Origin of the sequence: Streptomyces piniterrae (assembly GCF_005048155.1) — a bacterium.
GTDB classification, from domain to species: Bacteria; Actinomycetota; Actinomycetes; order Streptomycetales; family Streptomycetaceae; genus Streptomyces; species Streptomyces piniterrae.
In genome coordinates this window covers 1-19,972 of sequence record NZ_SUMB01000021.1, presented here as the reverse complement: position 1 = coordinate 19,972, position 19,972 = coordinate 1, and the positions used below count along the sequence as shown (strand labels likewise).

The following is a 19,972-nucleotide window of genomic DNA, read 5'->3' as shown; positions in this document are numbered from 1 at the left end:
GGAACGGCCGGGGCCGATCGACGGAGTTTACGCTCCGCCGACCGGCCCCGGTCAGTCGCTCCCGCCCGTCGCCCGACCACCACCCCTGGTGGACCGCGCTACGCGCGGGCTGCGCGATCAGCCGCGCGGCTTCTCGCGCATCTCGTACGTCGCGATGACGTCGTCGACCTTGATGTCGTTGAAGTTTCCGAGGTTGATACCGCCCTCGAAGCCTTCGCGGATCTCGGTGACGTCGTCCTTGAAGCGGCGCAGACCCTCGATGTTGAGGCTCTCCGCGATGACCTTGCCGTCGCGGACCAGGCGGGCCTTGGTGTTCCGCTTGACCTCGCCGGAGCGGATGATGACACCCGCGATGTTGCCCAGCTTGGACGACTTGAAGACCTCGCGGATCTCCGCCGTACCGAGCTCGACCTCCTCGTACTCCGGCTTGAGCATGCCCTTGAGGGCCGACTCGATCTCCTCGATCGCCTGGTAGATGACCGAGTAGTACCGGACGTCGACGCCCTCGCGGTCGGCCATCTGCGTGGCACGGCCTTCGGCGCGCACGTTGAAGCCGATGACGATCGCGTCGGAGCCGGACGCCAGGTTGATGTCGGACTCCGTGACCGCACCGACGCCGCGGTGCAGCACCCGGATGTCGACCTCTTCGCCGACGTCGAGCTGGAGCAGCGAGGACTCCAGAGCCTCGACGGAACCAGAAGCGTCACCCTTGATGATGAGGTTGAGCTGCTGGACCTCGCCGGCCTTGAGCACCTTGTCCAGGTCCTCCAGGGAGACCCTGCGGGTGCGCTTGGCGAAGGCCGCGTTGCGCTCGCGCGCCGCGCGCTTCTCGGCGATCTGACGGGCCGTACGGTCCTCGTCGACGACCAGGAAGTTGTCGCCGGCGCCCGGGACGTTGGTCAGACCCAGGACCAGGACGGGGGTCGACGGACCCGCTTCCTCGACGTGGTTGCCCTTGTCGTCGAGCATCGCCCGGACTCGGCCGTACGCGTCGCCGACGACCATCGTCTCACCGACGCGCAGCGTGCCGCGCTGGACGAGGACGGTCGCCACGGCGCCGCGTCCGCGGTCGAGGTGGGCCTCGATCGCGATGCCCTGCGCGTCCTGCTCCGCGTTGGCGCGCAGGTCGAGCGAGGCGTCCGCGGTGAGCACGACGGCCTCGAGCAGCTGGTCGATGTTCAGACCCTGGCGGGCGGAGATGTCGACGAACATGGTGTCGCCGCCGTACTCCTCGGCCACCAGACCGAACTCGGTGAGCTGACCGCGCACCTTGGTCGGGTCGGCACCCTCGACGTCGATCTTGTTGACCGCGACCACGATCGGCACATCGGCCGCCTTGGCGTGGTTCAGCGCCTCGATCGTCTGCGGCATGACACCGTCGTTGGCCGCCACCACGAGGATCGCGATGTCGGTCGACTTGGCACCACGGGCACGCATGGCGGTGAACGCCTCGTGACCCGGGGTGTCGATGAAGGTGATCCGACGCTCTTCGTCGTTGACCTCGGTCGCGACCTGGTAGGCACCGATGTGCTGGGTGATGCCGCCGGCCTCGCCCGCGATGACGTTCGTCTTGCGGATCGCGTCGAGCAGTCGCGTCTTACCGTGGTCGACGTGACCCATGACGGTCACCACCGGCGGACGCGCGACGAGCATCTCCTCGCCGCCCTCGTTCTCGCCGAAGTCGATGTCGAAGGACTCGAGAAGCTCGCGGTCCTCCTCCTCCGGGCTGACGATCTCGACGACGTAGTTCATCTCTTCGGCGAGCAGCTGCAGCGTCTCGTCGGAGACCGACTGCGTCGCGGTGACCATCTCACCCAGGTTCAGCATGACCTGGACGAGCGACGCCGGGTTGGCGTTGATCTTCTCGGCGAAGTCCGTCAGCGAGGCACCGCGCGACAGGCGAACCGTCGCACCGTTGCCACGCGGCAGCATGATGCCGCCCACCGACGGGGCCTGCATGGCCTCGTACTCCTGACGGCGCTGCCGCTTCGACTTGCGGCCACGACGCGCCGGACCGCCGGGACGGCCGAACGCACCCTGCGTGCCACCACGGCCACCGGGACCGCCGGGACGGCCACCGAAGCCGGGACGACCGCCGAAGCCGCCGCCACCACCGGGACCGCCGCCACCGGGACGACCGGCGAAACCGCCGCCGCCACCCGGACGACCGCCGCCGCCACCACCGGGACGGCCGGCGAAGCCGCCGCCACCACCGGGACGACCGCCGCCACCGGGACGACCGGCACCAGCGGGACCGCGACCGCCGCCGCCACCGGGGCCCGGACGCGGGCCGGCAGCGGGACGCTGCGGCATCATGCCCGGGTTCGGGCGGTTACCGCCGCCGCCACCGGGACGCGGAGCGCCACCGGGAGCCGCGCCCTGCGGACGGGGCATGCCACCGGGGGTCGGACGGGCGCCGCCCTGGCCCTGCGGCCGGGGACCGCCCTGGCCGCCCTGCGGACGCGGGCCGCCGGGGCCGCCCTGGCCACCGGGACGCGGGGCGCCACCGGGACGGGGGGCCTGCGGACGGGCCATGCCCGTGGAGCCGCTGGACGTGAAGGGGTTGTTGCCCGGACGGGGGCCGGACGGACGGGCACCGCCGGGACGGCCGCCCTGGCGGTCGCCACCGGGACGCGGCGCACCGCCGCGGCCCTGACCACCCTGCGCGGGCGCCGGACGGGCCGGACGCGGGCCGGGGGTGGCACCGGGACGGGGAGCCGACGGGCCGGGGGCGGCCGGCGCGGACGGCGGGGCCTGGAACTCGGGCTGCGCGGGCGCGGCCGGAGCGGGCTTGGGGGCCGCCGCGGGCTTCGGAGCCGGCGCGGGGCGCGGGCCCGGGGTCGGGCCTGCGGCGGGAGTGCTCTTGGGGGCCACCGGCGTCACCGGGGCCTCGGGGGTTGCCGGAGCCGCGGGGCCCGGCTTGGGGGCGCCCGGCTTCGGGGCAGCCGGACGAGCCGCCTGCGCCGGCGACGGGGCCGCCGGGGACGGCTTTGCGGGGGCCGACTTGCGCGGCGCCGCGGGCTTGCCAGAGGCGCGGCCACTGCCGCCGCCTGCCTGGAAAGCGTCGGTCAACTTGCGAACAACCGGCGCCTCGATCGTCGAGGACGCCGAACGGACGAATTCACCAAGTTCTTGGAGCTTGGCCATGACGACCTTGCTCTCAACGCCGAACTCCTTGGCGAGTTCGTATACCCGGACCTTAGCCACTTCGCTCCTTCTAGGTCCGGGTTGTCCACCGGACCGTCGCTACTTCATGGGCGTACTCATCGCGTACTCATCGAGTGCTCATCGCAATCTCGACCTACTTCCGACTCGCGAGGTACCTGACCGCACGGTTTTCCGTGCGCTGTGCGTTTTCTTGCTCTGCGTTATTGCAATGGCGGCACTGCTCAACATGCGCCCCGTTCGATGAACCGACGCAATTCAGTCGTGTCGAACGGTCCCCGGCCCCGAAAGGCCCGGGGAAAGGCCCGGCGGCGAACCGCCAGGTCGAGGCAGACCAGTGTCGGGTGCACATAAGCACCCCGGCCGGGCAGCGTACCGCGAGGATCGTGGGCACACTCACCCTCGATCACCACGATGCGCAGCAAATCGCCCTTGGCCGCTCGCTCCCGGCATCCCAGACAGGTGCGCTCAGGGCATGCGCGGGCATGCGTCCGGCCAGACACTGCTTAAGTCTACCTCCCCGCGCCGGCCTCACCCCTGCATGGGGTAATGCCCGAACGGCTGCTCAGAATTCCCGGCGGGCCGCCTCGGCGCCACCCTTTTTCGGTGCGCCGCGACGGCCCGGCGGCTGGTTCAGTCCTGTGGTGCCTGGTGCTCGGTGTCCGGGCGGATGTCGATCCGCCAGCCCGTGAGACGGGCGGCGAGCCGGGCGTTCTGCCCTTCCTTGCCGATGGCCAGTGACAGCTGGTAGTCGGGCACGGTGACCCGGGCGGAACGCGCCGCCAGGTCCACCACCTCGACCTTGCTGACCCGGGCCGGCGACAGCGCGTTCGCCACCAGGTCGGCCGGGTCGTCCGACCAGTCCACGATGTCGATCTTCTCGCCGTGCAGCTCGGCCATGACGGCGCGCACCCGGCCGCCCATCGGGCCGATGCAGGCGCCCTTGGCGTTCAGCCCTGAGCGGGTGGAACGGACCGCGATCTTGGTGCGGTGGCCGGCCTCCCGCGCGATGGCGGCGATCTCCACCGAGCCGTCCGCGATCTCCGGCACCTCCATGGCGAAGAGCTTCTTCACCAGATTGGGGTGGGTACGCGAGAGCGTCACCGACGGGCCGCGTACGCCCTTGACGACGCGCACCACGTAGGAGCGGAGGCGGGTGCCGTGCGCGTAGTCCTCACCGGGGACCTGCTCCTGCACCGGCAGGATCGCCTCGAGCCGGCCGATGTCGACCAGGACGTTCTTCGGGTCCTTGCCCTGCTGCACGACGCCGGTGACGACATCGCCCTCACGCCCGGCGTACTCGCCGAACGTGATCTCCTCCTCGGCGTCCCGCAGCCGCTGCAGGATGACCTGCTTGGCCGTGGTCGCCGCGATCCGCCCGAAACCCGAGGGGGTGTCGTCGAACTCACGCGGCTCCTCGCCCTCCGCGAGGTCCTGCGGGTCTTCCTTCGCCCACACCGTCACATGCCCGGTGCCGCGGTCCAGCTCCACCCGCGCGTGCCGACGGCTGCCGTCGGTGCGGTGGTATGCGATGAGGAGGGCCGACTCGATCGCCTCGACCAGCAGGTCGAACGAGATCTCCTTCTCCCGCACCAAACCCCGCAGGGCACTCATGTCGATATCCACGGCTACGCCTCCTCCTTGTTCTCGTCGATCTTCTCGTCCTGCTGCGCGTCGCGCTTGTCCGACTTCTCGGGCTTCTCGGGCTTACGGCTGAATTCCAGCTCGACCCGCGCCTTGGCGATCTCGTCGAACGCGACCCGCCGGGCGGTCGGCTTACGCCCCTTCACACCCGGCACTTCGAGGTCCAGACCCGCGTCGTCGACGCCGGTGATCCGGGCGACCAGCTCGCCGCCTTCGTGGAGTTGGGCCTTGATGAGGCGGCCTTCGGCGCGGCGGTAGTGCCGCAGCTCGGTCAGCGGCCGGTCGGCGCCGGGCGAGGTCACCTCGAGGGTGTACGGGGCGCCGCCCATCGCATCGGAGTCGTCCAGGACCTGGGAGGCCTCGCGGCTCAGCTCGGCGCACTCGTCCAGCTGGACGCCCTCGTCGGAATCGACCACGATCCTCAGCACCCGCCGCTTGCCCGCCGGTGTCACCTCGATCTCTTCCAGATCCAGGTCTCGCGCGGCGACGAGCGGTTCAAGCAGTCCGCGCAGCCTCTCGCTCTGGGTGGTGCTCATCCGGGTGACTCCTCGGCCGCGTGTGCTGTTGTGGGTAGGTCGCGTGTCGGGTCAAAGCCTATCGGTTCCGGCGGGGTACTGACGATTCCGTGGGTGGTCACGGATACTCTCGCCTGCGGTGATCACATCGGAAGACCCCTGGAAGTGGAACGTGCCGAACGAGGCGCTCACGCGCAGAAGGACCCTGCTGGCCGGCGCCGCCCTCGGGGGCGCGGCCCTGGTGGCGGGCTGCTCCGACGATCCCGGCCCCGGGCGGGCCGAACACTCCTCCGCCGCCGAACGGCTCCGCGGGCGCGCCGCCCGCGACAGCGCGGCGCTGCTGGCGCGCTATGACGCGACGCTGGCCGCGCACCCGGATCTGGCGGCGCGGCTGCGGCCGCTGCGCGCCGAAGTCGCCCGGCATGCCGAGGCGTTCACCGGTGACAAGGCCGGCGACAACAAGAACGGCGGGGCGACCTCGTCCCCCGGCGGCGCGCCCTCCGGCCGTCCTGTGCACCACTCCGGCGCGCCCGCCTCCGGGCCGGCGGTGCCCGAGGACCGGAAGGCGGCGCGTACCGCGCTCGCCGACGCGGAACGGAAGCTGGCCGACGCGCGTACGAAGGCGCTGGCCGACGCGCCGCCGGAGCTGGCCCGGCTGCTCGCCTCGGTGGCGGCGGCGGGCGCGGCGCATGCGTATCTCCTGACGGAGGCCGGGGCGTGAGGCCGGGCGGGCGCGGTGGGAACAGGCCGGGCGGGCGTGGTGGGAACAGGCGAGCCGGGTGTGGTGGGAACAGGCGAGCCGGGTGCGGTGGGAGCCGGCACAGCCCGGCGGGGGCATCGGGAAGCCAGGACATGAGCAGCGAAGGAGCACGCCCCCGATGACGGGAACCACGCGCGACAAGGACCGTGCCCACGACGACGAGCTGACCGCCGTACAGGCGGCGCTGGCCGCCGAGCATGCCGCCGTGTACGGCTACGGCGTGGTCGGCGGGCGGATCGCCGGCGCCCGGCGCGGGGAGGCGCAGGCCGCGTACGACGCGCACCGCGCGCGCCGGGACGCGCTGCGCCGCGCCGTGCTGGACCTGGGCGGCAGGCCGAAGGCCGCGGCCGCCGCGTACGCGCTGCCCTTCCCGGTGCCGGATTCCGCCGCCGCGGCCCGGCTCGCCGCGGAGCTGGAGGACCGGCTGGCCGCCGTCTACGCGGATCTCGTACGGGCCGGCGGGAAGGCACGCCGCAACGAGGCGGCGGCCGCGCTGCGGGAGGCGGCAGTGCGGGCGGTGCGCTGGCGCGGCAGCGGCGTAGCCTTCCCTGGTCTCGTGGAGCGGGCCGCGGCCGGCGCTGCTCCGTCCGGCGCCCCGTCCGGCTTCGCGAGTCCCCCTTCGAACGCGCTCTGAACGACCGGCCGGCCACGGCCACCGCCCCGGCCACGGCCACCGCCCAGGAAAAGGACAGCTCACAGCATGGCAACGGCACCCATCGAACCGCCGCAACGGTTGGTGAGCTCGCTCGGCGGCGATCAGGACGGTCCCGTACGGAGCTGGCTGGAGGGCCTGCCGACGCTGGTTCAGCAGCGTCTGGACGCATGGGAACTGACGCTGGAACGGGTGCACGCCCCCGGTGGCCGCAGCAGTCTGGTCGCGTTCGTACGGCAGCAGGACGGGACGCCGGCGGCGCTGAAACTCCCGGTCCCGGGGCGGGCGTCCGCGCAGGAGGGCGCGGCGCTGACGGTGTGGGACGGCTGGGGCGCGGTGCGGCTGTTGCGGTCCGACGACGCGAGCGGTGCGCTGCTGTTGGAGCGGCTGCGGGCCTCGGTGTCGCTGCGCTCGCTGCCGGAGGCGAAGGCGTTGCTGGAGGCGGCGGGTACGGTGCGCCGACTGTGGGTGCCGCCGGGCGAGGGGCACGCGTTCGCGACGCTGGCGGGCCGCACGGAGGAGGCCGCGGAGGCGCTGCGGAGCGCGGGCGCGGCGGCACCGGCGGCCGGGCCGCTGGTCGACGAGGCGGTGGAGCTGCGCCGTACCCTGCCGGCCGCATCCGAGGAACGGTTCCTGCTGCACGGCGCGTTCCGGCAGGGCAAGGTGCTGGCCGGCGAACGGACGCCGTGGCTGGCGATCGGCCCGGCGCCGGTGGTCGGCGAGCGGGCGTACGACCTGGCGGGTCTGGTGCTGGACCGCTTCGAGGACCTGGTGGCCGGTTCCGGCGCGGCCGCGGCGGCCCGCCGCAGGGTCGCCAAGCTGGCCGACTCCCTGGACGTGGACCGGGACCGGCTGCGCGGCTGGACGCTGTACCGGGCGGTGTGCGCGGGCATACGCGAATCGGCGACCGGCGACCGGCAACGCGGCGAGCTGCTGCTGGAGTTCGCCGCTTGGCTTTAGGGGCGGGGGGCTGGGCCTGGGGGCTTGGGGGGCGGGACCCTTAAGGGTTGGTCGAACAGATCCCCTAGGGGATGCGAAGGCCCCCTGCGGGTCCACAACGCGGCGGGCCGGGCGGCTATTCCCCGGCCGGAGCCTCGGATGCCCGGATGCGCCCGGCGGCGCGTGCGTCGACGCGTTCATCGGCGCGTGCGTCGACACGTTCGTCGACACGTTCGTAGGCGGGTTCATCGTCGCGTTCGTCGACGCGTACGCGAACGGGCCGGCCGGGGTGTTCGTCCCGGCCGGCCCGTCTGTAACGGCGTTACCGGCGCTACCGGCGTTGCTCGTGTGGCGGTATTACGCGCTGAGGCGTGCCACCGCCTCCTCGACCGTCAGTTCCTCGCGCTCGCCGGTGCGGCGGTCCTTGACCTCGACGACGCCCTCGGCGGCGCGGCGGCCGGCGACGACGATGGTCGGCACGCCGAGCAGCTCCGCGTCGGTGAACTTCACACCGGGCGAGACGCCGGCCCGGTCGTCGACGAGGACCCGCACGCCAGCGGCACCGAGCTGTTCGCCGATCTCCAGGGCGAGTTCGGTCTGCTTGGCCTTGCCGGCGGCGACGACATGCACATCCGCCGGGGCGATCTCGCGGGGCCAGCAGAGGCCGGACTCGTCGTGGGTCTGCTCCGCCAGGGCGGCCACCGCACGCGAGACGCCGATGCCGTACGAACCCATGGTGACCCGGACGGGCTTGCCGTTCTGGCCGAGCACGTCGAGCTCGAAGGCGTCCGCGTACTTGCGTCCCAGCTGGAAGATGTGGCCGATCTCGATGGCGCGGTCGATGCGCAGGCCGGCGCCGCAGTTCGGGCAGGGGTCACCGGGCTCGACGACGACCACGTCCAGGTAGTCGTCGACCTCGAAGTCGCGGCCTGTAACGACGTTACGGGCGTGCTTGCCCTCCTTGTTGGCGCCGGTGATCCAGTCGGTGCCGGCGGCGATGCGCGGGTCGGCGATGTAGCGGAACGCCTTGCCGGCCAGGCCCTGCGGGCCGACATAGCCGCGGACCAGCTCGGGGCGGTCGACGAAGTCCTCGGCGGTGACCAGCTCGACGACGGCCGGCGCCAGGTGCTCGCCCAGCTTGCCCATGTCCACCTCGCGGTCGCCGGGCACGCCCACCGCGACGATCTCGCCGTCGACCTTGACCAGGAGGTTCTTCAGCGTGGCGGACGCCGGTACGCCGAGGTGCGCGGCGAGCGCCTCGATGGTCGGGGTGTCGGGGGTGTCCAGCTCCTCGATCTCGCCGACGGCCGAGCCGTCCACCGGCGCCACCTTGGCCGTGACGGCCTCGGTGTTCGCGGCGTAGTCGCACTCGGGGCAGTCCACGAAGGTGTCCTCGCCGGCCGCGGCGGGGGCCAGGAACTCCTCGGAGGCGGAGCCGCCCATCGCACCGGAGACGGCGGAGACGATGCGGTAGTCCAGGCCGAGGCGCTCGAAGATCCGCTGGTAGGCCTGGCGGTGCAGGCCGTAGGACTCGGCCAGGCCCTCGTCGGTGGTGTCGAAGCTGTACGAGTCCTTCATCTGGAACTCGCGGCCGCGCAGCACGCCGGAGCGGGGACGGGCCTCGTCGCGGTACTTGGTCTGGATCTGGTAGAGGATCACCGGCAGGTCCTTGTAGGACGTGCACTGGTCCTTGACCGTGAGGGTGAAGATCTCTTCGTGCGTGGGGCCGAGGAGGTAGTCGGCGCCCTTGCGGTCCTTGAGGCGGAAGAGGAGGTCGCCGTACTCCTCCCAGCGGCCGCTGGCCTCGTAGGGCTCCTTGGGCAGCAGGGCCGGGAGCAGGACTTCCTGGCCGCCGATGGCGTCCATTTCCTCGCGCACGACGCGGGAGACGTTCTCCAGGACCTTCTTGCCCAGCGGCAGCCAGGTCCAGATGCCGGCGGAGGAACGGCGGACGTACCCGGCGCGGACGAGCAGCTTGTGGCTTGCGGTCTCGGCGTCGGCCGGGTCGTCGCGCAGCGTCTTGATCATCAAGCGGGACATGCGCTGGACCTGTGCGGCGTTGGCCATGGGAGTTTCTCCTGCGTAAGAAAGGTGACTCACAGGAGGTTAGCGGGTTCGCCGCACTGGGCGTGAACGGGTTCTTCGCGGCGCCTGGCCCGAGCCGATGGGGGTGCCCGTACGGCGCCGCGGCCCGCACCCCCTCAGCGCCGTTTCAGGGGCAGCGGTGCGCCCATGACCGCGTACGGAATGGGCGCGCTGGGGAACAGCACCCGGCGGGCGATGTCCATGTAGCCCAGGGAGCGGTAGAGGGCGCGGGCCGGGCTTTCGGTGTCGATGGCGGAGAGGATGCTGCGGGGTTCGGTGGCCTCGTCGGTGATGCGGGTGATCAGGGTCCGGCCGATGCCCCGGTTCTGGTAGGCGGGGTGGACGTGCAGCTCGGTGATGACGAAGGAGCCGTCGAGCCAGTGGTCGAGGCCCTCGCCGCGCAGATAGGGCTCGACGACGGTGGACCACCAGTGGGCGCGGTCGTTGGGCATGCCGTAGACGAAGCCGATGAGCCGGCCGGCGGGGGTGGTCGCGCCGAGCGCGCGGGCGCCGGGGCAGCCGAGGTGGCGCAGGATGATGTGCCGGCGGACGGCGATCTCGTCGTCGGTCAGTCCGAAGGCGAGCGCTTGGACGGCGAGTGCGTCGTCCACGCGGGCAGCGAGATCGAGGGGGCCGACCGCGACGTCATCCATGGTCGGAGCGTACAAGGCGGCAGGTGACATCGGTGGCGGGTCAGAAGAGAACGCTCATGAACGCGCCGACTTCCTTGAAGCCCACCCGGCGGTAGGAGGCGCGGGCGGCGGTGTTGTAGTCGTTGACGTAGAGGCTGACGACGGGGGCGACATCGCTGAGCGCGTAGCGCAGTACGGCGGCCATACCGGTCTCGGACAGGCCCTTGCCGCGGTAGGCGGGGTCGACCCAGACGCCCTGGATCTGGCAGGCGTGCGGGGTGGCGGCGCCGATCTCGGCCTTGAAGACGACCTTGCCGTCCTCGATGCGGGCGAAGGACCGGCCGGAGCCGACGAGTTCGGCGACCCGTGCCTGGTAGAGGAGTCCGCCGTCGCCGGCCATCGGGGAGATGCCGACCTCTTCGGTGAACATGGCCACGCACGCGGGCATGATCACGTCCATCTCGTTCTTGCGGATCCGGCGCACGTACGGGTCGGGCGCGATCTCCGTGGACGGCGAGCTGGTGACCATCAGGGGCTGGTGGGCGCGGACCTCGCGGGCCGGTCCCCAGTGGGGTTCCAGCAGCTCCCACAGCTCGGCGGTGGGGCCTGCCGGGCCGACGATGGAGGAGCAGCGGCGGCCCTGGCGGCGGGCGCGCTCGGCGAAGCCGCGGACGGCCTCGGGGGTGGCGCAGACGGGGACGAGGTTGGCGCCGGCGTAGCAGAGGGATTCCAGTCGGCCGCCGACGTACCAGCCCCACATCTCGCCGCCGAGCCGCCAGGGGTCGAGGCCGGCGATCTGGACGCGGGCGGCGACGAAGGCATTGGCGACCGGTTCGCGGTCCAGGACCGCGAGGGCGTCGTCGAGCTCCCCGGGCTCGAGGACCTTGATGGTGGTGGTCGTCAGCACGTGTCGGAATGCCTCACCGGTGCGGGCCTGGGAGGCCAGGCGGGAGCAGGTCTTGGCACTTTACCTCCACCTGCGCGGGAGCACCCGGGGCCCGCTGCGGGCGGCTTCGTCGGGGATGCGCGCGAGCCCCGCGGCCCGGGGCGGGCGGCGGGGCTCGGCGGCGGTGCGGTGGGTCAGCCGGCGATGGCGACGGTCGGCTCGCCGGAGGCCACGCCGTCCTTCTCCATCTGCTCGGCGATCTTCATGGCCTCTTCGATCAGGGTCTCGACGATCTTCGATTCGGGGACGGTCTTGATGACCTCGCCCTTGACGAAGATCTGGCCCTTGCCGTTGCCGGAGGCGACGCCGAGGTCGGCCTCGCGGGCCTCGCCGGGGCCGTTGACGACGCAGCCCATGACAGCGACGCGCAGCGGCACCTCCATGCCGTCCAGGCCCGCGGTGACCTCGTCGGCGAGCTTGTAGACGTCGACCTGGGCGCGGCCGCAGGACGGGCAGGAGACGATCTCCAGCCGGCGCTGGCGGAGGTTGAGCGACTCCAGGATGGAGATGCCGACCTTGACCTCTTCGGCGGGCGGCGCGGAGAGGGAGACCCGGATGGTGTCGCCGATGCCCTCGGAGAGCAGGGCGCCGAAGGCGACGGCGGACTTGATGGTGCCCTGGAAGGCCGGGCCCGCCTCGGTGACGCCGAGGTGGAGCGGGTAGTCGCACTGGGCGGCGAGCTGGCGGTAGGCGTTGACCATCACGACCGGGTCGTTGTGCTTGACCGAGATCTTGATGTCGCGGAAGCCGTGCTCCTCGAAGAGGGACGCCTCCCACAGGGCGGACTCGACGAGCGCCTCGGGGGTGGCCTTGCCGTACTTCTGGAGCAGCCGGCGGTCCAGGGAGCCGGCGTTGACGCCGATCCGGATGGGGGTGCCGGCGTCGGCGGCCGCCTTGGCGATCTCCTTGACCTTGTCGTCGAACTGCTTGATGTTGCCGGGGTTGACGCGGACCGCGGCGCAGCCGGCGTCGATGGCGGCGAAGACGTACTTCGGCTGGAAGTGGATGTCCGCGATCACCGGGATCTGGGACTTCCTGGCGATGACGGGAAGGGCGTCGGCGTCGTCCTGGGTCGGGCAGGCGACCCGGACGATCTGGCAGCCGGAGGCGGTCAGCTCGGCGATCTGCTGGAGCGTGGCGCCGATGTCCGAGGTGCGTGTGGTCGTCATCGACTGCACCGAGACCGGTGCGTCTCCGCCCACGGCGACCGTACCGACCTGGATCTTGCGGCTGACCCGGCGGTCGGCGAGCTTGGTCGGTACGTCCGGCATTCCCAGTGAAATGGCAGTCATCTGGCGAGCAACCCCAAGGTGTGGATCTAGGTCCCGGCTTCGGCGGGCTCCGGCCTCCGAGATTACGGCACGGAGATTGCCAGGGGCACATCGAGCCCGCGCGGCCCCTCAAACGGAGGTGGCCGGGCACCCATGTGCGCTCACGGGTACCCGGCCGGGGCTTTTGGCCCGCTATGTCAGCTTCACCGGATTCACCACGTCCGCGACCAGCACCAGCAGCGTGAAGCAGATGAAGATCCCGGCGACGACATAGGCGACCGGCATCAGCTTGGCGACGTCGAAGGGACCGGGGTCGGGGCGTCGGACGATCTTGGCGAAGGCCCGGCGGATCGACTCCCACACGGCGCCGGCGATGTGCCCGCCGTCCAGCGGCAGCAGCGGCAGCATGTTGAACAGGAACAGCGAGAGGTTGAATCCTGCGACCAGGAAGAGCATGGTCGCGACCCGCTGCTCCGGCGGGATGTCCAGGGAGAAGACCTCGCCGCCGACCCGGGCCGCGCCGACCACACCCATCGGGGAGTCCTGCTTGCGTTCGCCGCCGTTGAAGGCCGCGTCCCACAGGTCGGGGACCTTGGCGGGCAGGTTGACCAGCGATTCGACGCCCTGCTGGACCATGTTGCCCATGCGGTCCACGGACTGGCCGAAGGTCTGCGGGACGACGCCGCTGGCCGGGGTGAAGCCGAGGAATCCGGCGGTGACGTACTCGCCGGGGACATAGCCGCCGTGGCCGTCGGTCTTGGCGACCTTGTTCTCGATCAGGTCGGCGTGCAGGGTCTGCCGGGCGCCGTGCCGTTCGATGACGATCGTGGCAGGTCCGGTGGTGTCGCGGATCTGCTGCTGGAGGGTGCCCCAGTCCGGGACGGCCCGGCCGTTGAACGAGAGGATCTTGTCGCCGGCCCGCAGCCCGGCGGCCTTGGCCGGGGAGTCCTTGGCGTCGCCGGGGCATTTGTCGGTCTTGGCGGCGGCCGAGATGACGCAGTCCGAGACCGAGCCGACCTGGGTCGTCTGGGTGTTGATCCCGAAGCCCATCAGGACGCTCATGAAGATCACGACCGCGAGGATCAGGTTCATGAACGGCCCGGCGAACATCACGATGATGCGCTTCCAGGGCTTGCGGGTGTAGAACAGCCGCTTCTCGTCGCCGGGCTGGAGCTCCTCGAAGGCCGCCGAGCGGGCGTCCTCGATCATTCCGCGGAACGGCGAGGAGGAGCGGGCCTGGAGCTTCCCGTCGTCGCCGGGCGGGAACATGCCGATCATGCGGATGTAGCCGCCGAGCGGGATGGCCTTGATGCCGTACTCGGTGTCGCCCTTCTTACGGGAGAAGAGCGTCGGCCCGAAACCCACCATGTACTGCGGCACCCGGATGCCGAAGAGCTTGGCCGTGGAGAGATGGCCGAGCTCGTGCCAGGCGATGGAGAACAGCAGGCCGACGACGAAGACGACTATGCCGAGGATGGTCATCCAGGTCGTCATGCGCGCACCTCCGAAGGTGTACGTGCCGCACGGGCGGCCAGTTCGCGGGCGCGGGCGCGCGCCCAGGTTTCCGCCTCCAGGACGTCCGCGACGGTCAGGGAGGTTCCCTGTGCGGGCGTGCCGTGCTCGGCGACCACTTCGGCGACCGTATCCACAATCCCGGTGAATGGCAGCCCACCCTTGAGGAACGCGTCCACGCATTCCTCGTTCGCCGCGTTGAAGACGGCGGGGGCGGTGCCGCCCAGATCACCTACGTGGCAGGCCAGCGGGACGGACGGGAAGGCTTCCGCGTCCAGCGGGAAGAACTCCCAGGTCTGCGCCTTCGTCCAGTCGATGCCGGGCGCGGCGTCCGGGACCCGGTCGGGCCAGCCGAGGCCGAGCGCGATCGGCATCCGCATGTCGGGCGGGCTGGCCTGGGCGAGGGTCGAGCCGTCGGTGAACTCCACCATCGAGTGGATGTAGGACTGCGGATGGACGACGACCTCGATGCGGTCGAAGGGGACGTCGTAGAGCAGATGCGCCTCGATGACCTCCAGGCCCTTGTTGACCAGGGTCGCGGAGTTGATGGTGATGACGGGGCCCATCGCCCAGGTGGGGTGGGCCAGCGCCTGCTCGGGCGTCACCTCGGCCAGCTCGCGCTTCGTACGGCCGCGGAACGGGCCGCCGGAGGCGGTGACGACGAGCTTGCGCACCTCTTCGCGGGCGCCGCCGGCCAGCGCCTGGAAGAGCGCGGAGTGCTCGGAGTCGACGGGGATGATCTGGCCGGGCTTGGCGAGGGCCTTGACCAGCGGCCCGCCGACGATCAGGGACTCCTTGTTGGCGAGGGCGAGCGCCCGGCCGGCCGTGAGGGCGGCGAGGGTGGGGGCGAGGCCGATGGAGCCGGTGATGCCGTTGAGGACGGTGTGGCAGGGCGAGGCGGCGAGTTCGGTGGCCGCGTCGGGGCCCGCCAGGATCTCGGGCAGCGGCTCTCCCGTCCCGTAGCGCGCGGTCAGCGCCTCGCGCAGCGCGGGCACCGCGTCCTCGCGGGCCACCGCGACGGTGCGGACCCGCAGCCGGTGCGCCTGCTCGGCGAGCAGTTCGACCCGGCCGCCGGCCGCGGAGAGCGCGGTCACACGGAAGCGGCCGGGGTTGCGCAGCACGAGGTCGATCGCCTGGGTGCCGATCGAGCCGGTCGAGCCGAGGATCACGACCTCACGCGGGCCGCCGGGATCGCCGGGGGCCGGATCGAAGCGCAGGTGCGGGTGGGCGAGGGAGTCCGTCATGTGGTCCATTGTGGCCGGTCGGCGGGGCGCTCCGGGCACCGAGTCGGCGACGCGATGATCACGAGCGGCTCACGTTTTCGCCGCCGGGGCGGGGCGGCTCGTACGGGCGGCGGTGCGTGTGCCCGTACGAGGCGCCCGTGGGAGACCTCGTGGAGCCGGCCTGCGGCCCTCAGCGGATGGGCCGGTGCACATTGTCCTTCGCGCTCGGGCCCGGGGTGGCGTCGGCGATCCAGGGGCCGTCGCCGCTGGGGTCGACGACGCCCTCCTCCAGCCAGGTGTAGCTGCCGTCGAGGACCCCGGAGACGACCTTCCGGTCGACGCTGTCGGTGTTGGTCCACAGGCGTGCGAAGAGTTCCTCGACGCGGATCCGGGACTGGCGGCAGAAGGCGTCGGCGAGCTGGTGCGCCTCGCGGCCGTGCTCACCGGTGATCCGCAGATGCTCGGCCCGTACGCAGGCCGCGCTCATGGCGAAGAGTTCGGCGCCGATGTCGACGATCCGGCCGAGGAAGCCCTGTTTGGTCTCCATCCGGCCCTGCCACCGGGACATCGCGTAGAAGGTGGACCTGGCGAGCTTGCGTGCGGACCGTTCGACATAGCGCAGATGCCCCGCCAGGTCGCCGAACTCCTGGTAGGTGCGCGGAAGTTGACCCGGTCCGGTGACGAGCTTGGGCAGCCAGCGGGCGTAGAACCCGCCGGCCTTGGCCGCCGCCCGGCCCTTGTCGGCGAGGCTCTTGTCGGGGTCGATGAGGTCACCGGCGACCGACAGATGGGCGTCCACCGCCTCCCGCGCGATCAACAGATGCATGATCTCCGTCGAGCCCTCGAAGATCCGGTTGATCCGCAGATCGCGCAGCAGCTGTTCGGCAGGGACGGCGCGTTCGCCGCGGGCGGCCAGGGAGGCGGCGGTCTCGAAGCCGCGGCCGCCGCGGATCTGCACCAGCTCGTCCGCGATCAGACAGCCCATCTCGGAGCCGAAGAGCTTGGCGAGGGCCGCCTCGATACGGATGTCGTTGCGGTTCTCGTCGGCCATCTGGGAGGAGAGGTCGACGACGGCTTCGAGGGCGAAGGTGGTCGCGGCGATGAAGGAGATCTTGGTGCCGACGGCCTCGTGCCGGGCGATCGGCTTGCCCCACTGCTCACGGGCCGCGGACCACTCGCGGGCGATCTTCAAGGACCACTTGCCCGCGCCGACGCACATCGCGGGCAGCGAGAGCCGGCCGGTGTTGAGCGTGGTCAGGGCGATCTTCAGGCCCGCGCCCTCGGGGCCGATACGGTGCCCGGCGGGGACCCGTACCTGGTGGAAGCGGGTCACCCCGTTCTCCAGGCCGCGCAGGCCCATGAACGCGTTGCGGTTCTCGACGGTGATGCCGGGCGAGTCCGCCTCGACGACGAAGGCGGTGATGCCGCCCTTGTGGCCGTCGGAGGCGGGCACCCGGGCCATGACCACCAGCAGATCGGCGACGACCCCGTTGGTGGTCCACAGCTTCACGCCGTCCAGTACGTAGCCGTCGCCGTCCGGGACGGCGGTGGTCGCCAGCCGGGCCGGGTCGGAGCCCACGTCCGGCTCGGTCAGCAGGAACGCGGAGATGTCCGTACGGGCACAGCGCGGCAGGAAGGTGTCCTTCTGCTCCTGGGTGCCGAAGATCTTCAGCGGCTGCGGTACGCCGATCGACTGATGTGCCGACAGCAGCGCGCCGATGGCGGGGCTGGCGGAACCGACCAGGGAGAGCGCCCTGTTGTAGTAGACCTGGGTCAGGCCGAGGCCGCCGTACCTCGTGTCGATCTTCATGCCCAACGCGCCGAGTTCCTTGAGCCCGTTGATCGTCTCGTCCGGGATCTGGCCCTCGCGCTCGATGCGGGCGCTGTCGATCTTCGTGTCGCAGAACTCGCGCAGGGTGGCCAGGAACTTCTCCCCGCGGCGCACGTCGTCCGCCGCCGGGGTGGGGTGCGGATGGATGAGGTCGAGCCTGAAGCGCCCCAGGAACAGTTCCTTGGCGAAGCTGGGCTTACGCCAGTCCTGCTCACGGGCCGCCTCGGCGACCTGCCGCGCCTCGCGCTCGGAAACCTTTCGGATGGACGGAGCGGTCATCAGGAGCTCACCTCACCGCGGATCGGGAGTGCTGCACCGGCAGGCCGGTCGGCTACCGGTCAGTGCTACTTGTGAGGGTTCCCGATCCACGCGGGTTGCACCAGTGGTGGCGCGGGGCTGCGGCGGCGAGGGTGCGAATACCCGCCACGAGTGGTAGGCGGGCCCTGTGCCGGGGGGAGAACGGGGGACGCGGCGCGCTCCGGAACAGGGTGCCGGAGCGCGCCGCGACCGGGGCCGGCGCCGGGGGGTGCGTCGGCCGGGGGCCTGGCGGGCGGTACGGCCCAAGGGACGGCCGTCGCTGTCCACCGGTCCAGGCCGGTCGGCTGGTGCCGCGGTCGCCCGCGGCACCGGTGACTCCTACAGGTCAAGGCCCGTGAGGACCATGACCCGCTCGTACGTGTAGTCCTCCATCGCGAAGCGGACGCCCTCGCGGCCGACGCCGGACTGCTTGGCGCCGCCGTACGGCATCTGGTCGGCGCGGTAGGACGGCACATCGCCGATGATCACGCCGCCGACCTCCAGCGCGCGGTGCGCACGGAACGCGGTCTGCACGTCGTGCGTGAACACACCCGCCTGGAGGCCGTACTTGGAGTCGTTGACGGCGTCGAACGCCGCGGCCTCGCCGTCGACCTTGGTGACCGTGAGCACCGGGCCGAAGACCTCCTCGCAGGCCAGCGTCGTGTCGGCGGGCACATCGGCGAGCACGGTCGGCGCGTACGAGGCACCGTCCCGCTTGCCGCCCGCGAGCAGCTTCGCGCCGCGGTCCACGGCCTCGTCCACCCAGGCCTCGACGCGCTTGGCGGCGTCCTCGCTGACCAGCGGGCCGACCTCGGTCGCATCGTCGGACGGGTCGCCGGTGACCTGCGCACCGACCGCCTCGACGATCTTCGGCACCAGCCGGTCGTAGACGGAGGCGTCCGCGATCACCCGCTGCACCGAGATGCAGGACTGGCCGCCCTGGTAGTTGGAGAAGGTGGCGATGCGCTGCGCCGCCCAGTCCAGGTCCGCCTCGGAGGAGAAGTCCGGCAGGACGACGGCCGCGCCGTTGCCGCCGAGCTCCAGGGTGCAGTGCTTGCGCGGCACCGAGTCGAGGATCGCGTAGCCGACCTTCTCGGAGCCGGTGAAGGAGACGACCGGCAGCCGCTCGTCCTGGACCAGGGCCTCCATCCGGTCGTTGGGCACCGGGAGGATCGACCAGGAACCGGCCGGCAGCTCGGTCTCGGCGAGCAGCTCGCCGAGGATCAGGCCGGAGAGCGGGGTGGCCGGGGCCGGCTTGAGGAGGATCGGGGCGCCGGCCGCGATGGCCGGGGCGATCTTGTGGGCGCACAGGTTCAGCGGGAAGTTGAACGGCGCGATGCCCAGGACCGTGCCGCGCGGGATGCGGCGGGTCAGCGCGAGCCGGCCGACGCCGCCCGCGTCGGTGTCCAGTCGCTGCGCCTCTCCGCCGTTGAAGCGGCGTGCCTCCTCGGCCGCGAAGCGGAACACGGAGATGGCGCGGCCGACCTCGCCGCGCGCCCACTTCATGGGCTTGCCGTTCTCCGCGGAGATCAGCCGGGCGATCTCCTCCGTACGCTCCACCAGCCGGCGATGTACGTGGTCCAGGGCGGCTGCCCGGACATGGGCCGGCGTCGCGGCGAGCTCGGCCTGCACGGCGACGGAGGCCTCGATGGCCTCCTCGACCTGGGCCTCGGTGGGGACGCTCACCGTGCCGACGAGACGTCCGTCCCAGGGGGAGGTGACATCGAAGGTGGCCTCGCCGGTGGCCTTGCGGCCGGCGAGCCAAAAGGCGGTGGGGGCTGCAGCAGTGTTCGGCACAGTGGATCCCGGCCCTTCCGAAATGGTGGGTGGTGCGCATGGCTCTGGGAGCGGCTGCGTTTTCTGCCCCCACCGTAGGGGCGCGAGCCTCCGGTGGCGTTTGTCCGAAGCGGCGTAATCCGTCCGCGTGTCTCTCCGCGGTGGAGGAGGCGTGCGGTCTCCCCGCCCTCTCTCACTCCACTCCTGTCTCCCTCACTCCTCCCCCGCCGTTCTCACTCCCCCGGTGGCGCCGAGCTGGCCTTGAGGGCCAGCCACAGCTCCATCCGCACGTCCGCGTCGTCCAGGGAGCGGCCCAGGATCTCCTCCACCCGCCGCATCCGGTAGCGCAGGGTGTGGCGGTGTACGCCCAGGTCGGCGGCGGCCGCGTCCCACTGCCCGTGCCGGGACAGCCAGGCGCGCAGCGAGGCGACCAGATCGCCGCGGCCGGTGGCGTCATGCTCGCGCAGCGCGCGCAGCAGCCCGTCGGCGAAGGCGCGTACGGCGTCGTCGGCGAGCAGCGGCAGCACGGATCCCGCCGCCACGTCCTCGTGCTCCACCAGCGCGCCGCCGCGCCTACGGGCCACCGAGAGCGCCTGTTCCGCCTGGCGGTGGGCGGTCGCGGCGGAGGCGGGGCCGGTCGACGCGGACAGCCCCACGGCGAGCCCCTCGGCGCCGCGCCCCGCCTCCGCGCGGCCGCGCCCCGCCTCCGCGCGGCCGCGGCCCC

Annotated in this window: 16 protein-coding genes; 3 read left to right on the top strand and 13 right to left on the bottom strand. The window is 71.9% G+C overall.

Annotated elements, in window-relative coordinates:
- Positions 1–117 precede the first annotated feature (117 nt).
- From infB to rimP, 4 genes are all read right to left on the bottom strand, one after another.
- A complete protein-coding gene (gene infB / locus FCH28_RS37325; RefSeq protein WP_136744888.1) occupies positions 118–3,207 on the bottom strand; it encodes a translation initiation factor IF-2 in 3,090 nt (1,029 codons plus the stop codon).
- Positions 3,208–3,389: 182 nt separating this feature from the next.
- Positions 3,390–3,668 (bottom strand): YlxR family protein, encoded by a 279-nt coding sequence (locus FCH28_RS37320; RefSeq protein WP_136744887.1) that lies wholly within the window; start codon positions 3,666–3,668, stop codon positions 3,390–3,392.
- 130 nt (positions 3,669–3,798) lie between these two features.
- Positions 3,799–4,791, bottom strand: a complete 993-nt coding sequence (nusA, locus tag FCH28_RS37315; protein WP_136744886.1) for a transcription termination factor NusA — start codon at positions 4,789–4,791, stop codon at positions 3,799–3,801.
- A 2-nt stretch (positions 4,792–4,793) separates the two neighbouring features.
- Entirely contained in the window at positions 4,794–5,345 is a 552-nt protein-coding gene (gene rimP, locus FCH28_RS37310) for a ribosome maturation factor RimP (RefSeq protein ID WP_136744885.1), read from the bottom strand.
- Positions 5,346–5,463: 118 nt separating this feature from the next.
- Between rimP and FCH28_RS37305 the strand changes: the two genes are divergently transcribed.
- From FCH28_RS37305 to FCH28_RS37295, 3 genes are all read left to right on the top strand, one after another.
- The gene (locus tag FCH28_RS37305; RefSeq protein ID WP_246103505.1) at positions 5,464–6,045 is read left to right on the top strand and encodes a hypothetical protein; all 582 of its coding nucleotides are present in this window, start codon (positions 5,464–5,466) and stop codon (positions 6,043–6,045) included.
- A gap of 157 nt (positions 6,046–6,202) precedes the next feature.
- On the top strand, positions 6,203–6,718 hold the full coding sequence (locus FCH28_RS37300) for a DUF4439 domain-containing protein (RefSeq protein WP_136744884.1): 516 nt from the start codon (positions 6,203–6,205) through the stop codon (positions 6,716–6,718).
- A gap of 66 nt (positions 6,719–6,784) precedes the next feature.
- The gene (locus tag FCH28_RS37295; RefSeq protein WP_136744883.1) at positions 6,785–7,696 is read left to right on the top strand and encodes an aminoglycoside phosphotransferase family protein; all 912 of its coding nucleotides are present in this window, start codon (positions 6,785–6,787) and stop codon (positions 7,694–7,696) included.
- Between the two features lie 336 nt (positions 7,697–8,032).
- Here FCH28_RS37295 and FCH28_RS37290 read toward each other — a convergent pair whose 3' ends face one another.
- From FCH28_RS37290 to FCH28_RS37250, 9 genes are all read right to left on the bottom strand, one after another.
- On the bottom strand, positions 8,033–9,742 hold the full coding sequence (locus FCH28_RS37290) for a proline--tRNA ligase (RefSeq protein ID WP_136744882.1): 1,710 nt from the start codon (positions 9,740–9,742) through the stop codon (positions 8,033–8,035).
- Positions 9,743–9,876: 134 nt separating this feature from the next.
- Positions 9,877–10,413: a GNAT family N-acetyltransferase gene (locus FCH28_RS37285; RefSeq protein ID WP_136744881.1), complete on the bottom strand. Its 537-nt coding sequence runs from the start codon at positions 10,411–10,413 to the stop codon at positions 9,877–9,879.
- Between the two features lie 40 nt (positions 10,414–10,453).
- Positions 10,454–11,299, bottom strand: a complete 846-nt coding sequence (locus tag FCH28_RS37280; protein WP_136744880.1) for a GNAT family N-acetyltransferase — start codon at positions 11,297–11,299, stop codon at positions 10,454–10,456.
- Positions 11,300–11,472: 173 nt separating this feature from the next.
- Positions 11,473–12,630 carry a flavodoxin-dependent (E)-4-hydroxy-3-methylbut-2-enyl-diphosphate synthase gene (ispG, locus tag FCH28_RS37275; protein ID WP_136744879.1) on the bottom strand — a complete coding sequence of 386 codons (1,158 nt, stop codon included), beginning with the start codon at positions 12,628–12,630 and terminating at the stop codon, positions 11,473–11,475.
- A 171-nt stretch (positions 12,631–12,801) separates the two neighbouring features.
- Positions 12,802–14,103 carry a M50 family metallopeptidase gene (locus FCH28_RS37270; RefSeq protein WP_136744878.1) on the bottom strand — a complete coding sequence of 434 codons (1,302 nt, stop codon included), beginning with the start codon at positions 14,101–14,103 and terminating at the stop codon, positions 12,802–12,804.
- The gene (gene dxr, locus FCH28_RS37265; protein WP_136744877.1) at positions 14,100–15,365 is read right to left on the bottom strand and encodes a 1-deoxy-D-xylulose-5-phosphate reductoisomerase; all 1,266 of its coding nucleotides are present in this window, start codon (positions 15,363–15,365) and stop codon (positions 14,100–14,102) included. The genes FCH28_RS37270 and dxr overlap by 4 nt, the downstream gene beginning before the upstream one ends.
- A 169-nt stretch (positions 15,366–15,534) precedes the next feature.
- Positions 15,535–17,454 carry an acyl-CoA dehydrogenase family protein gene (locus FCH28_RS37260; protein ID WP_136744876.1) on the bottom strand — a complete coding sequence of 640 codons (1,920 nt, stop codon included), beginning with the start codon at positions 17,452–17,454 and terminating at the stop codon, positions 15,535–15,537.
- 357 nt (positions 17,455–17,811) lie between these two features.
- The gene (locus FCH28_RS37255; protein ID WP_136744875.1) at positions 17,812–19,269 is read right to left on the bottom strand and encodes an aldehyde dehydrogenase family protein; all 1,458 of its coding nucleotides are present in this window, start codon (positions 19,267–19,269) and stop codon (positions 17,812–17,814) included.
- A gap of 212 nt (positions 19,270–19,481) precedes the next feature.
- Positions 19,482–19,972: PucR family transcriptional regulator (locus FCH28_RS37250; RefSeq protein WP_169314353.1), on the bottom strand; the 491-nt coding region annotated here is incomplete at its 5' end.